This window comes from Pseudomonas sp. FSL R10-2964, from assembly GCF_009600035.1.
Taxonomy (GTDB): domain Bacteria; phylum Pseudomonadota; class Gammaproteobacteria; order Pseudomonadales; family Pseudomonadaceae; genus Aquipseudomonas; species Aquipseudomonas bubulae.
The window spans coordinates 14985-28965 of the sequence record NZ_WIWH01000030.1 but is presented as its reverse complement, the minus strand read 5'-3'; the positions used below and the strand labels follow the sequence as shown (position 1 = coordinate 28965).

Genomic DNA, 13981 nt, shown 5'->3' with positions numbered 1-13981 from the left:
CCTCGCCGAAAACAGATGATGAAACCAACGGCCAGCGATCTAAATGCCAGGTTGGCGAGCACTGTTCCGACCGTCAAAGGAATAAATGATTCCCCGGACGTGTCGGATTAGTCTCTGTGTAGCGCAGGATTATCTAGTAGCCCGCGTTACAACGCATCTACTGTCAGCAAGTATTTCTCGCTAAAACCCCCTGTTTTCAGACGAAAACACGGTTTTTCAGGGTTTTAGGTTTGTAACAAAAATGTCACAGGGCCATCATTGATCAAATGCACCTGCATATCAGCGCCAAAACGCCCCGATTCGACGCTGGGGTGAAGTCGTTTTGCCGCTTCAAGCAGCTGATTGAACAACGCCTCGGCCAATGCCGGTGGTGCTGCCGTGGAAAAGCTCGGACGCAGGCCGCTCTTGGTGTCTGCCGCCAGGGTAAATTGCGAAACCAGCAGCAAGCCGCCGCCGATATCGGCCAGTGACAGGTTCATTTTGCCTTCGGCATCGCTGAATACCCGATAGTTGAGCAGCTTATGCAGCAACTTGGCGGCGCTGGCTTCGGTATCCCCGGGCTCGACGGCAACCAGCACCAGCAAGCCCTGATCGATTGAACCGACAATCTCCCCCGCTACCTCTACCCGCGCGCCACTGACGCGCTGCAACAGCCCCTTCATGCTTCGTCAGGCTGCAAGTTGAGCAGACGACGGGCCATTTGCTCGGTGGCGCGCACCAGGGCGTCGGTAATGCCGGGCTCGGAAGCGACGTGCCCGGCTTCACGGATGATTTGCAGCTCACTGCCCGGCCAGGCCTGGTGCAGCTCCCAGGCGTTATCCAGCGGGCAGATCATGTCGTAGCGGCCATGCACGATCACGGCCGGCAGGTGGGCAATCTTGTGCATGTCCCGCAGCAGTTGATTGGGCTCAAGGAACGCGTTGTTCATAAAGTAATGGCATTCGATACGGGCAATGGACAATGCCCGGTGCGGGTCGCAGAAGCGCTCGACCACCTGCGGGTTGGGCCGCAGGGTGGCGGCGCGGCCTTCCCAGGTCGACCATGCCTTGGCCACATGCATCTGGGCAATCTGGTCGTTGCCCGTGAGGCGCTTGTGAAAGGCACTCATCAGGTCGTCACGCTCTTCCTCAGGGATCGGCGCGATATAGTCCTGCCAGTAGTCGGGGAAAATCCGGCTGGCCCCTGCCTGATAGAACCATTCGATTTCCTGCGGTCGCGCCAGAAAGATCCCACGCAAAATCAGGCCATGTACTTGCGCTGGATGGCTTTGCGCGTACGCCAGTGACAGGGTCGAGCCCCACGAACCGCCGAACAACACCCACTTGTCGATGCCCAGGTACAGGCGAATCCGCTCCATATCGGCGACAAGATCCCACGTGGTGTTGCTGTCCAGGCTGGCGTGCGGTGTCGAGCGACCACAGCCGCGCTGATCAAAGGTGATGATGCGATACAGGCCCGGATCGAAATAGCAGCGGCTGTTGGCATCGCAACCCGACCCCGGCCCGCCGTGGACAAACACCACCGGCAGGCCGTCTGGCGAACCGCTCTCGTCAACGTAGAGCACATGCGGGCCATCGACCGCCAGTTCATGCCGGGCGTAGGGTTTGATCTGCGGGAACAAGGTCTGCATTACGCACTCCAGGGAGGGGTCGAAAGAGATTGCCGTCAGGCATCATAAACCCGATTGGAGGTATTGAGCATGCCCTTACTAAAAGGATGGGGTTTGGATCGGTGGCGCGCCTCCAACCCTCTCCTGTAGGGCGAGGGGGGCTGATTGTCGGTGTTCTTGAGGCCGCGCGCACTCTGTCCCCTCTCCCTCCGGGAGAGGGCTAGGGTGAGGGGCTTTTGACTTAACGTTCCCGGCCCCACTCAATAATCCGCGCCAACAATTGCTTGAGTACCACCCGGGTCGGTGCCGCAAGGTCTTCGCGATAGTTGAACGGCTCGAACTCTTCCATATAGGTGCACTGCGCCAGTTCCAGTTGCACAGCATGGATGTTGTCCACCGGACTGCCGTAATGACGGGTGATATGGCCACCCTTGAAGCGTCCGTTCAGTACATGACTGTAGGCTGGATGCTCGGCACAAATGGCTTCAAGATCGCGGGCCAGCGTCGGATCGCAACTGGCACCATTGAAGGTGCCCAGATTGAAGTCCGGCAGACGGCCGTCAAACAGATGAGGGATTTGCGAACGAATGGAATGCGCATCAAACAGCAGCGCATAGCCAAACTCGTCTTTCATGCGTTTGAGTTCCTGTTGCAGGGTCTGGTGATAGGGTTTCCAGATCTGCTCCAGGTACGTCGCACGCTCCTCTTTCGTAGGCACCAGCCCTTCACGAAACAATGGCACGCCATCAAACAGCGTGGCCGGGAACAAACCTGTGGTAGCGCCCACATACATCGGCGCATCGTCCTGCGGGCGATTGAGGTCAATCACAAACCGCGAATACTCGGCTGCCAGGGTGCTGGCACCCAGCTCGCTGGCAAAGTCGTAAAGCTGCGGGATATGCCAGTCGGTGTCCGGCAGGCTTTGCGCCTCAGGGATCAGCCCGGCCTTGACTGCCGGAGTCAGTTTCAGACCAGCATGGGGCATGCTGATCAGCAACGGCACGCGGCCTTGTTTGAATGTCAGAACCTTGTCCACAAGCTTTCTCCTAAAGCGTTACGTCAACGCCGCTACGCACGACGCGTTTGTCCAGATCACCGCCCAGCCAATAAGCCAGGTCTGCCGGACGATCAATGTTCCAGGCGACAAAGTCGGCCACCTTGCCGGGCTCAAGCGAGCCGTGGGTCTCGCCCATGCCCAATGCCGTTGCCGCGTGCAGGGTGACACCGGCCAGGGCTTCTTCGGGGGTCATACGGAACAGGGTGCAGGCCATGTTCAACATCAGGCGCAACGACAGTCCCGGCGAGGTTCCCGGGTTGAGGTCACTGGCAATGGCGATTTTTACCCCGTGCTTGCGCAGGGCCTCCATCGGCGGCAACTGGGTTTCACGCAAGAAGTAAAACGCACCAGGCAAGAGCACGGCCACGGTACCGGAGGCGGCCATGGCAATGGCGTCTTCTTCGGTCATGAATTCCAGATGATCGGCCGACAGCGCCTGATAGCGCGCCGCCAAGCTGGAACCATGCAATGAAGACAGCTGCTCGGCGTGCAATTTGACCGGCAGGCCCAATTGCTGCGCTACCTTGAACACCCGCTCGACCTGGGCCGGTGAGAACGCCAGGTATTCGCAGAACGCATCCACAGCGTCCACCAGCCCTTCGGCCGCCAGCGCGGGTAGCATCTCGTTGCAGATATGCTCGATATAGTCATCGGCGCGATCCTTGAACTCCGGCGGCAAGGCATGGGCGGCCAGGCAGGTGCTGCGCACCGTGACCGGCAACGCTTCGCCAAGACGGCGGATCACCCGCAAAATTTTGCGTTCACTCTCCAGGCTCAGGCCATAACCGGACTTGATCTCGACACTGGTCACGCCATCGCGCAGCAAACACTGCAAACGCTGACGGGCACTGTCGAACAACTCGTCCTCGCTGGCCGCGCGGGTCGCACGCACAGTGCTGGCAATACCGCCGCCGGCCGCGGCGATTTCGGCATAGCTCACGCCTTGCAGGCGCTGCTCGAACTCACCGCTGCGGTTGCCGCCAAACACCGTGTGCGTATGGCAATCGATAAGCCCCGGCGTTACCCACGCGCCTTCAAGGCCGTGGATTTGCCCATATTCGCCCGTCGGCAACTGCTGACGCGGGCCAAGCCACTCAATGTAGCCGTCACGGGTGACGAGGGCGGCATCCTCGATGATCGAGTACGTGCCGTTGGCCATTGTTGCGACATTGCAGTGCTGCCAAAGGGTTTTCATCGCGTCACTCCGTCAATGATCAAAAACTCAGGAAAGCTCGGGAGCCACTTCAATTGCCCGACCCGCGGCAGGTTTTACCCACAGCAGATAAGCCACAACCAGCATGAGAATCCAGACCACACCTACCATTAGCGCGGCTTGTGTCTCAGGGAAGTAACCCAGTACGCCGAAGATAAACACCATGAACACAATGGCGGCAATCGGCGCATACGGCCAGAACGGCACCGGGAACTTGAGTTCGGCCACTTGTTCACGGGTCATGGAACGACGCATGGCCACCTGGGTGACCAGAATCATCAGCCATACCCATACCGTGGCAAAGGTCGCAATCGAGGCGATTACCAAAAAGATGTTTTCCGGGATCAGGTAGTTAAGCACCACACCCACCAGCAAGGTGGCGCCCATTACCAGCACGGTCATCCACGGCACGCCGTGTCTGGAGATTTTGGCAAAGCCCTTGGGCGCCTGCCCTTGCTGGGCCAGCCCGTACATCATGCGGCCTGCACCGAAGATGTCGCTGTTGATCGCCGACACTGCCGCCGAGATCACCACAATATTGAGGATGGTGGCCGCCGAGCTGATACCCAGACTGTCAAAGATCTGCACAAACGGGCTGCCCTGGCTGCCAATCTGAGTCCACGGGTAAATGGCCATCAGTACAAACAGAGTCAGCACATAGAACAGCAGAATTCGTAGCGGCACCGCGTTGATCGCTTTAGGGATCACACGCTGCGGGTCTTTGGCTTCGCCAGCGGTGATACCAATGATTTCAATGCCGCCAAAGGCAAACATCACCACGGCAAACGAGGCGATCAAACCGCCCACGCCATTGGGCATGAAACCGCCGAAGGACCACAGGTTGCTGATGCCGGTCGCCACCGCATCGGAGCTGCCCGAGGTGCCAATACCAAACAGCATGATGCCGAAGCCGGCCAGGATCATCGCCACGATGGCAGCAACCTTGAGCAGCGACAGCCAGAACTCCATTTCACCGAAGACTTTAACGCTGCACAGGTTCAGGCCGCCAATCAGCAGCACGATGCCCAGCACCCAGATCCAGCGCGCCACTTCCGGGAACCAGAAGCCCATGTAAATACCGAACGCGGTGACATCGGCCAGACACACGATGATCATCTCGAAGGCATAGGTCCAGCCGAGAATAAAGCCCGACATGGGCCCCAGATAGGTGCTGGCGTAGTGACCGAAGGAACCGGACACCGGATTGTGCACGGCCATTTCGCCCAGTGCGCGCATGACCATGAAGACCGCCGCGCCACCAATCAGGTAAGCCAGCAGCACAGCAGGTCCAGCCATTTGGATGGCAGCGGCTGAACCATAGAAAAGACCCGTCCCGATCGCTGAACCCAGCGCCATGAAACGGATGTGGCGAGCGGAAAGCCCGCGTTTCAAACCTTGAGTCTGGTTTTGCATTTCGCGTCCTTGATTATTTTTGTCGGCGAAAACAGAGACGCAGAGAGCCCGTAGGCCCTCTGCGTTTTTTTGGATTACAGGCTTGGCAGAACGTGTGCAGGTAGCAGTGCGTTCAGACAACGGGACGCCAGCAGTTGCATGGCGATTTCGATGTCCGGTGCGAAGAAACGGTCTTTTTCATAATGCGCGACTTTGCTGCGCAGGGTGGTGCGGGCGATTTCCAGCTTGGCGGACGTTTTCAGGCCATCACGCAGATCCAGGCCCTGGCACGCGGCCAGCCATTCGATGGCCAGAACACCGCGAACGTTTTCCGCCATTTCCCACAGACGCTTGCCCGCAGAAGGCGCCATCGATACGTGGTCTTCCTGGTTGGCCGAGGTAGGAATGCTGTCCACGCTATGCGGGTGGGACAACGCCTTGTTCTCGCTGGCCAGGGCCGCAGCCGTTACCTGGGCGATCATGAAACCGGAGTTGACGCCGCCATTAGCCACCAGGAACGGCGGCAGTTGCGACATATGCTTGTCCATCATCAACGAGATGCGACGCTCACTCAGCGAACCGATTTCGGCAATGGCCAACGCCATATTGTCTGCAGCCATGGCAACCGGCTCGGCGTGGAAGTTACCGCCGGAGATCACGTCGCCCTGTTCGGCAAATACCAGCGGGTTATCCGACACCGCGTTGGCTTCAATGCCCAGCACTTCGGCGGCCTGACGGAACTGGGTCAGGCAGGCGCCCATGACTTGTGGCTGGCAGCGCAAGGAGTACGGGTCTTGTACCTTGTCGCAGTTTTTGTGCGACTCGGACACTGCGCTGCTGGTGCCCAGCAGATCGCGATAAATCGCCGCCGCGTCGATTTGACCGCGTTGGCCGCGGGCAGCATGAATGCGTGGGTCGAACGGCGAGCGCGAACCCAGAACGGCTTCAACGGTCAGGCCGCCACAGGCCATCGCAGCGGCAAACAGGTCTTCGCCTTCAAACAGACCGCGCAGAGCGTAGGCCGTCGATACTTGAGTACCGTTAAGCAGGGCCAGGCCTTCCTTGGCAGCCAGGGTCAGCGGCTCAAGACCGGCTTGTTTCAAGGCAGTGACGGCATCCAGCCACTCGCCTTTGTAACGAGCCTTGCCTTCACCCAGCAGCACCAGGGACATATGCGCCAGGGGTGCCAGGTCGCCCGATGCGCCCACCGAACCTTTGAGCGGAATATGCGGGTAAACCTCGGCATTGATCAGGGCGATCAATGCATCGATGACCACGCGACGAATCCCGGAGAAACCACGGCTCAGGCTGTTGACCTTGAGCACCATGATCAGGCGCACCAGATCATCGCTGATTGGCTCGCCGATACCGGCGGCGTGGGAAAGCACCAGGGAACGCTGGAGGTTTTCCAGGTCTTCGCTGGCGATTTTGGTCGAAGCCAACAAGCCAAAACCTGTATTGATACCGTAGGTGGTGCGGTTTTCGGCAAGGATCTGCTCAACGCACGCCACGCTGGCATCGATCTGCGCCGAGGCGCTCGCGTCCAGGCTGAGGGTAACCGGCTGCTGATAAATGTCACGCAGTTGGGCAAGGCTCAGTTGGCCGGGGATCAGGTTTAACTCAAGCACGTTAATACTCCTTCACGCGTGTTACCGAAATTATAGAAATTGTTCGTAACCTTGTGGGAGCCGGGCTTGCCCGCGATGGCATCACCTCGTACGGCCTGAAGCACCGAGGCGACTGCATCGCGAGCAAGCCCGCTCCCACAAGATTCGTGCCCGTGGGTCAGCCGTTGATCATCGGCAGGTTCAGGCCCTGCTCGTTGGCGCAATCGATGGCGATGTCGTAACCGGCATCGGCGTGACGCATTACACCGGTGGCCGGGTCGTTGTGCAGTACACGGGCGATGCGCTCAGCCGCTTCGTCGGTACCGTCACACACGATCACCATGCCCGAATGCTGGGAGAAGCCCATGCCGACGCCGCCGCCGTGGTGCAGCGACACCCAGGTCGCGCCGCTGGCAGTGTTGAGCAAGGCATTGAGCAGTGGCCAGTCGGACACGGCATCCGAACCGTCCTGCATGGCTTCGGTTTCGCGGTTCGGGCTGGATACCGAGCCGGAGTCCAGGTGGTCGCGGCCAATCACGATCGGGGCCTTCAGCTCGCCGCTGCGCACCATTTCGTTGAACGCCAGGCCCAGCTTGGCACGCTGGCCCAGGCCGACCCAGCAGATACGTGCCGGCAGCCCCTGGAAGCTGATGCGCTCGCGCGCCATGTCCAGCCAGTTGTGCAGGTGAGCGTCGTCGGCGATCAGCTCCTTGACCTTGGCATCGGTCTTGTAGATATCTTCGGCATCCCCCGACAGCGCGACCCAGCGGAACGGCCCTACACCACGGCAGAACAGTGGGCGGATATAAGCAGGGACAAAACCCGGGAAGTCGAAGGCGTTTTCTACGCCAACTTCTTTAGCCATCTGACGGATGTTGTTGCCGTAGTCGAAGGTCGGCACGCCAGCTTTCTGGAATGCCAGCATCGCTTCAACGTGCTCACCCATTGACGCTTTGGCAGCTTTGACCACAGCAGCCGGATCGGTCACGGCGCGGTCGCGGTACTGCTCCCAGGTCCAGCCTTTTGGCAGGTAGCCATTCAGCGGGTCGTGGGCGCTGGTCTGGTCGGTGACCATGTCCGGGCGCACACCACGGCGAACCATTTCTGGCAGCAGTTCAGCAGCGTTGCCGCACAGGGCAATGGAAATCGCTTTGCCTTCAGCGGTGTATTTGGCAATACGCGCCAGTGCGTCATCCAGGTCCGCGGCTTGCTCGTCGACATAACGGGTGGCCAGACGGAAATCGATACGGCTTTGCTGGCATTCGATGTTCAGCGAGCAGGCACCGGCCAGAGTTGCAGCCAGCGGTTGGGCGCCGCCCATGCCGCCCAGGCCTGCGGTCAGTACCCACTTGCCGACCAGGCTGCCGTTGTAGTGCTGGCGACCGGCCTCGACGAAGGTTTCATAGGTGCCCTGGACGATGCCCTGGCTGCCGATGTAGATCCAGCTGCCGGCGGTCATCTGGCCGTACATGGCCAGGCCCTTGGCGTCGAGTTCGTTGAAGTGCTCCCAGGTGGCCCAGTGCGGTACCAGGTTGGAGTTGGCGATCAGTACCCGTGGCGCGTTGCTGTGGGTTTTGAACACGCCGACCGGCTTGCCCGATTGCACCAGCAGGGTTTCGTCATCGTTGAGGTTGGTCAGGCTTTCGACGATTTTGTCGTAGCACTCCCAGTTGCGCGCTGCCCGGCCAATACCGCCATACACCACCAGTTCAGTCGGATTCTCGGCCACTTGCGGGTCGAGGTTGTTCATCAGCATCCGCAGGGGTGCTTCGGTCATCCAGCTTTTGGCAGTGAGCTGGGTGCCGCGGGCGGCGCGGATCTCACCATCACGGTGACGGGTGAACTCGGCAGGCGATTTTGGGGTAGTTGAAGTCACGGGTAACTCCTCAGCGTTGGGCAGATGCGTCGGGTGTGAGAAGAGGATCGACGCACACTTATGTACTTGTACATACAAGCATATGCAAGTTAGCGGCCAATCTGAAAATTTTCCTGATGAAAAAGCTGCAAGCCACGGAAATAAAGGTGCGCAACCGCAAGAGAAGTTTTTTGGTGGAGAGGGAGAAATTAGCGAGGGGTGTTACTGAAGTAGATGTGTGCGCTGATTTGGGGCGTTTGGTAACGCATGTGTTCTGTGGGAGCGGGCTTGCTCGCGATCGCATCACTGCGACCCGCCAATAAACCGAGTCACCTGCATCGCGAGCAAGCCCGCTCCCACCTGATCAGGACGGTGTCAGACCGCGCTCAACTCAATCACGCAACACAGCCCGGTTAGCGTGATTTCCAGCAACTCGCGATTGCCGCTTAGTTGCAGGCAGTCGTAGCGGCCCAGGTGTTCATGGCAGGTGTTACCCAGGCCAACATGCACCTGCTCGCCCGCACTGAACACCAATACGGTCTGCGCCGAACTGAACAGGCGTTGCGGGACGGTTGCATCCAGCCATTGCAGACGTGCTGCGTAGCGCTGCGGGGCGTAGATCAGGTTGAAGTCACGGATCGGCCCATCAATCAGGGTGCAGGAGACGGTGCTTTCACCCTTGAACGCAAATGCATCAAAGGGTAACAGTGCCCGCGTGCTCGCCCCGTCAACTTGCAAGTTCATGCCCGCGCCTTGCAGCACGCTGATAATCCGCTGATAACCCTCAAAACGCGAAAAGCCGCCTGATTCGCCAATATCGGCAATCGACAGGCGCCAGCCAAAACCGACGAGGCCTTCACCTGCGTCACGGGTGATTTCTTCAGTGCTGCCGCCGCCGTTTTTCCACGGCATGCGTGGATAATCGACGGCACGTAAAACAACGGGCTGGCTCATTTATTGAAGCGTCCTTCAAGACGATGACGGGAACCGGGGTGGATCAGCCGGGCGGCGGTCACAGGCTGACGGCCAGACCAGGTGCGGCGGCGAATCAGCAGGCACGGCTCGCCTGGCTCGATTTGCAGCAACTTGCACTCTTTGGGGTCAGCCAGAATCGCTTCGACCACATGCTCGCCTTCGGTCAGCGGAGCGACCTGAGACAAATAGGCATACGGTGTTTGCAGGGTGAAATCCTGCTTGAGGTAGTCCGGCGCCACCTGTGCATTCACGAAACGGTCCTCGATTTGCACGGCAATCCCGTTTTCGTAATGCACGATCAGGGAATGAAAGACCTTTTGCCCTTCACGCATATCGAGCACGGCGGCGCGTTCCGAGCCGGCCATTTCTTCACCCAGGCTGATGACCTTGCAGGTGTGAGTGTGCCCGCGGGCAGCAATTTCATCAGCGATGTTGTTGACTTCAAACAGCGCGGACTGTGTCTTGGGCTCGGCCACAAAGGTACCGACACCCTGCATGCGCACCAGCAAGCCGTCGGCGGTCATTTCACGCAGCGCACGGTTGATGGTCATGCGGCTGAAACCCAACTGGGTCACCAGTTCGCTTTCAGATGGCACACGGTAATGCGGCGGCCAGTTTCCACTCTGGATCTGTTGAGTGATCATTTGCTTTACGCGGGCGTAAAGCGGGGCCGGGCTGTCGCCCATGTGGGCGGCCAGCGGGGACACGACAGGCGGAGTCGACACAGGCAATCCTTGTTCATGAGTAAAGGGCGTAGCTTGCCGGAGTTTACCGGGCAGGCAAACGTCTGTATATGTATATACAAATAACAAGCTTTGGGGTACCGAACCGATGTCTGTCTTCTTTGCCGAGCGCGCCCTGCTACCGACTGGCTGGTCTGCCAATGTCCGAATCGAGGTGGGTGCCGATGGTCGCCTGACACAAATTACAGCCAATGCCGACGCGCACGGGGCAGAACGTTTGAGCGGCCCGCTGTTGCCGGGCATGCCGAATCTGCACTCTCACGCGTTCCAGCGGGCCATGGCCGGTTTGGCCGAAGTGGCGGGCAACCCCAATGACAGCTTCTGGACGTGGCGCGACTTGATGTATCGACTCGTCGGAAAAATCAGCCCTGAACAACTCGGCGTCATTGCCCGTCAGTTGTACATCGAGATGCTCAAGGCCGGTTACACCTCGGTGGCGGAATTCCATTATGTCCATCACGATCTGTCAGGGCAGCCCTATACCAACCCGGCTGAGCTGGCACTGCGAATTAGCGAAGCTGCACGCTCCACCGGCATTGGCCTGACGTTGCTGCCGGTACTTTATAGCCACTCGGGTTTTGGCGGTCAGACACCCAACGACGGTCAGCGGCGCTTTATCAACAGCACCGAGCAATACCTCAAATTGCAGCAACAGCTCAAGCCGCTACTGGCGCAACAGCCAGCGCAGACCCTGGGGCTGTGTTTTCACTCGTTACGCGCCGTTACTCCCGGGCAAATAAACGCAGTGCTGGGCGCCAGCGACACAACCTGCCCGGTGCATATCCATATTGCCGAGCAACAAAAGGAAGTCGACGACTGCCTGAGCTGGAGCGGCAAGCGTCCGATCCAGTGGCTATATGACAATGTCGAAGTCGATTCGCGCTGGTGCCTGGTGCATGCCACCCACGCCAACGCAGACGAAGTTCAACTGATGGCGCAGAGCAAGGCCGTCGCCGGATTGTGCCTGACCACTGAAGCCAACCTGGGTGACGGTATTTTCCCGGCGGTGGATTACCTCGCTCAAGGCGGGCGCATGGGCATCGGTTCGGACAGCCATGTGTCACTGAGCGTGGTCGAGGAACTGCGCTGGCTGGAGTACGGCCAACGTTTGCGCGACCAACGCCGCAACCGGATGTATCGCAGTGATCAGCCGATGGTCGGGCGTACGCTGTACGACGCCGCCCTGGCGGGTGGTGCACAAGCGATGGGGCAACCAGTCGCTGGCTTGGCCGTTGGTCAACGCGCCGACTGGCTGGTGCTTGACGGCAACGACCCGTACCTGGCCACCGCACAGGACGACGCCATTCTAAACCGCTGGTTGTTTGCCGGCGGCGACCGCCAGATACGCAACGTGATGGTTAACGGCCAATGGGTAGTTCGCGACGGGCATCATGCCGATGAAGAGGCCAGCTGCCGCGACTTCACCCGTGTGCTACGCGAGTTGTTGGGGTAGGTGCATAACACCTTGTGGGAGCGGGCTTGCTCGCGATGGCTACGACGCGGTCTATCTGTCAAACCACGGCGATCCAATCGCGAGCAAGCCCGCTCCCACAACACCCACAGGTAGTTGGATTACAGACCGTTCAGATGCTTCGCAGCCCAATCGCGAACCTCGGCATAGGGATAATTTTCCAACGCTGCAAACCCCGGAATGGCCCGCGCTTTCATCTTGGTGAACATCGGCACACTGATCCCGCATAAAAACCGGGTCAGGCGTTCTGCCGGGGGATAACTTCCTGCGTATTCCTGATGCCTGTGGATAAAAGCGCCACACAGTGCTTCAACGTTTTTATCCTCAAGCGGCGCCAGCGCGGGCGGCTCCGGTAAACGCGCCACCTGCCCTGCGCATACCGAGCAATGCCCGCACTGCCGTGGTGCCTGGTCATCGCCAAAATACCGGGCCAGTCGGTAGCTCAGACAGGTATCACTGGCAAACAGCGCCAGCATTGCGTGAATCCGCTTGATCTCGCCGCTCTCGTGGGCACAGAAGTAAGCATGCAGCTCCTGGCTTAATGCCTCGGCATCAAAATCGCTCACCAGCAGGCTGTAGACCTCGGTCATCTGCTTGCTTTCAAGCTCGATCCAACCCTTCTCCTGAAAATAATCCAGCGCCTTGACCACCCGATTGCGATCGGCCTGATGCTGCCCGTACAGGGTGTCGAAATTTACCGTGGCCCAGGTTCTGGCGCGGGTGGAGGTCTGAATGATGGCCGAGACAAATTGCTGACGTTCACCTTCGAATTTGGCCAGTAATACCTCGGGCTCGATCAGGAATTTGAAACGGTACTCGGCAAAGTAGGCATAGCGCGGTGCTATCAAGCCGCGCAACTCCAGCTGCACCAGCAAGGTTTTAAGCGGTAGCTGACGAATATTGCTCTGATCGGACAACGGCAGCAGCATAAATTCCCACTGCCCTTCAGGTATTGCCCCACGCAACTCCTCAAGTACACAGCGAATACCCGCAAGCTCGGGCGTGTCGCCATACACAAAGTTTTCCAGCACGTTAAGGCTGTCGCGGTTGGCCAGCACCAGACAGTCGGAGGGCTGGCCATCACGCCCGGCGCGACCGATTTCCTGGCTATAGTTTTCAATCGATTTGGGCAGGTCGAAATGCACCACATTACGGATATCGCTTTTATCGATACCCATCCCGAAGGCGATGGTGGCGACGATGCAGTTCAGCTGCCCGCCCATGAACTGGCGCTGAATACCCTCGCGCTGCTCATGGGGCAAACCGGCGTGATAAGCATTGGCACTGATACCGTGCTGGCTGAGGTGCTCGGCAATCTGCTCGGCGGTCCGTTGCAATGTGACATAGACGATGCTCGGCTGGCCGATGCGCCCGTTCATCCACTGCACCAGGCGCTGGCGCTTTGCCGCGCCGCTGACCGGCTCAACCCACAGGTTGAGGTTGGCGCGATAGAAGCCGGTGGTGATCACATCCGTCTCGGCAATCGCGAACTTGGCCTGCATGTCCGCGATCACATTGGGCGTGGCGGTCGCTGTAAGCAGCAAGGCTTGGGGGATATTGAACTGGCGCTGGTAGTCTGGAAGTTTCAGATAATCAGGGCGAAAGTTATGCCCCCATTCAGAAATACAGTGGGCTTCATCCACCACCAGCAGTGAAATCGGTACTTGCTGCAAAAAGTTACGGAAGCGCTCGTTTTTCAGGCGCTCGACCGAAATCATCAGGATCTTCAATTCGCCCGCCTTGGCCCGGGCCATCACGGCGCTGGCGTCCTCACGACTTTGCGCGGAATCAATACTGGCGGCGGCAATGCCGTGGCGCTGCAAAAAAGCCAGCTGGTCCTGCATAAGAGCCAACAGCGGCGAAACCACCAGCGTCAGGTGGGGCAACAGCAGCGCCGGCAGTTGATAACACAACGACTTGCCCGAGCCCGTGGGGAAAATCGCTGCCGCCGAACGCCCGGCCAAAACAGCACTGACCACCGCCTCTTGCCCGGCACGAAATTGTGGATAACCGAAAACCTGTTCCAGGGTGTTGTACATCACTGTCACTCCATTGACCG

11 protein-coding genes are annotated in these 13981 nt (G+C 59.1%); 1 reads left to right on the top strand and 10 read right to left on the bottom strand.

From position 1 onward, the window contains the following. Nucleotides 1–224 precede the first annotated feature (224 nt). From dtd to hutC, 9 genes are all read right to left on the bottom strand, one after another. Complete coding sequence (gene dtd, locus GHN92_RS16920) at nucleotides 225–662, bottom strand: D-aminoacyl-tRNA deacylase (protein ID WP_095000823.1); 438 nt, start codon at nucleotides 660–662, stop codon at nucleotides 225–227. Beyond that, nucleotides 659–1630: a prolyl aminopeptidase gene (gene pip / locus GHN92_RS16915; protein WP_095000822.1), complete on the bottom strand. Its 972-nt coding sequence runs from the start codon at nucleotides 1628–1630 to the stop codon at nucleotides 659–661. The genes dtd and pip overlap by 4 nt, the downstream gene beginning before the upstream one ends. 220 nt (nucleotides 1631–1850) lie before the next feature. Continuing rightward, entirely contained in the window at nucleotides 1851–2645 is a 795-nt protein-coding gene (gene hutG / locus GHN92_RS16910; protein ID WP_095017736.1) for an N-formylglutamate deformylase, read from the bottom strand. Nucleotides 2646–2655: 10 nt separating this feature from the next. After that, the gene (gene hutI, locus GHN92_RS16905) at nucleotides 2656–3861 is read right to left on the bottom strand and encodes an imidazolonepropionase (protein WP_153380629.1); all 1206 of its coding nucleotides are present in this window, start codon (nucleotides 3859–3861) and stop codon (nucleotides 2656–2658) included. Between the two features lie 27 nt (nucleotides 3862–3888). Continuing rightward, nucleotides 3889–5292, bottom strand: a complete 1404-nt coding sequence (locus GHN92_RS16900; protein WP_095017738.1) for an amino acid permease — start codon at nucleotides 5290–5292, stop codon at nucleotides 3889–3891. A 74-nt stretch (nucleotides 5293–5366) separates the two neighbouring features. Continuing rightward, nucleotides 5367–6899: a histidine ammonia-lyase gene (hutH, locus tag GHN92_RS16895; RefSeq protein WP_095000818.1), complete on the bottom strand. Its 1533-nt coding sequence runs from the start codon at nucleotides 6897–6899 to the stop codon at nucleotides 5367–5369. 157 nt (nucleotides 6900–7056) lie between these two features. Beyond that, on the bottom strand, nucleotides 7057–8754 hold the full coding sequence (gene hutU / locus GHN92_RS16890; RefSeq protein ID WP_095000817.1) for a urocanate hydratase: 1698 nt from the start codon (nucleotides 8752–8754) through the stop codon (nucleotides 7057–7059). A gap of 354 nt (nucleotides 8755–9108) precedes the next feature. Continuing rightward, the gene (locus tag GHN92_RS16885) at nucleotides 9109–9687 is read right to left on the bottom strand and encodes a HutD family protein (RefSeq protein ID WP_095000816.1); all 579 of its coding nucleotides are present in this window, start codon (nucleotides 9685–9687) and stop codon (nucleotides 9109–9111) included. Next, nucleotides 9684–10394, bottom strand: a complete 711-nt coding sequence (gene hutC, locus GHN92_RS16880) for a histidine utilization repressor (RefSeq protein ID WP_153326946.1) — start codon at nucleotides 10392–10394, stop codon at nucleotides 9684–9686. Before hutC ends, GHN92_RS16885 begins: the two co-directional genes overlap by 4 nt. Nucleotides 10395–10539: 145 nt before the next feature. Here hutC and GHN92_RS16875 point away from each other — a divergent pair, with 145 nt between their 5' ends. Further along, nucleotides 10540–11904, top strand: a complete 1365-nt coding sequence (locus GHN92_RS16875) for a formimidoylglutamate deiminase (protein WP_095026353.1) — start codon at nucleotides 10540–10542, stop codon at nucleotides 11902–11904. A 119-nt stretch (nucleotides 11905–12023) separates the two neighbouring features. Here GHN92_RS16875 and GHN92_RS16870 read toward each other — a convergent pair whose 3' ends face one another. After that, on the bottom strand, nucleotides 12024–13961 hold the full coding sequence (locus tag GHN92_RS16870) for an ATP-dependent DNA helicase RecQ (protein ID WP_153380627.1): 1938 nt from the start codon (nucleotides 13959–13961) through the stop codon (nucleotides 12024–12026). Nucleotides 13962–13981: the final 20 nt, after the last annotated feature.

Bases quoted from the DNA above. Each gene is read 5' to 3' on its own strand.
- hutC (WP_153326946.1), bottom strand. From the start codon at position 10,394: ATGGGCGACAGCCCGGCCCCGCTTTACGCCCGCGTAAAGCAAATGATC.
- hutI (WP_153380629.1), bottom strand. From the start codon at position 3,861: ATGAAAACCCTTTGGCAGCACTGCAATGTCGCAACAATGGCCAACGGC.
- GHN92_RS16885 (WP_095000816.1), bottom strand. From the start codon at position 9,687: ATGAGCCAGCCCGTTGTTTTACGTGCCGTCGATTATCCACGCATGCCG.
- GHN92_RS16875 (WP_095026353.1), top strand. From the start codon at position 10,540: ATGTCTGTCTTCTTTGCCGAGCGCGCCCTGCTACCGACTGGCTGGTCT.
- dtd (WP_095000823.1), bottom strand. From the start codon at position 662: ATGAAGGGGCTGTTGCAGCGCGTCAGTGGCGCGCGGGTAGAGGTAGCG.
- pip (WP_095000822.1), bottom strand. From the start codon at position 1,630: ATGCAGACCTTGTTCCCGCAGATCAAACCCTACGCCCGGCATGAACTG.
- GHN92_RS16870 (WP_153380627.1), bottom strand. From the start codon at position 13,961: ATGTACAACACCCTGGAACAGGTTTTCGGTTATCCACAATTTCGTGCC.
- GHN92_RS16900 (WP_095017738.1), bottom strand. From the start codon at position 5,292: ATGCAAAACCAGACTCAAGGTTTGAAACGCGGGCTTTCCGCTCGCCAC.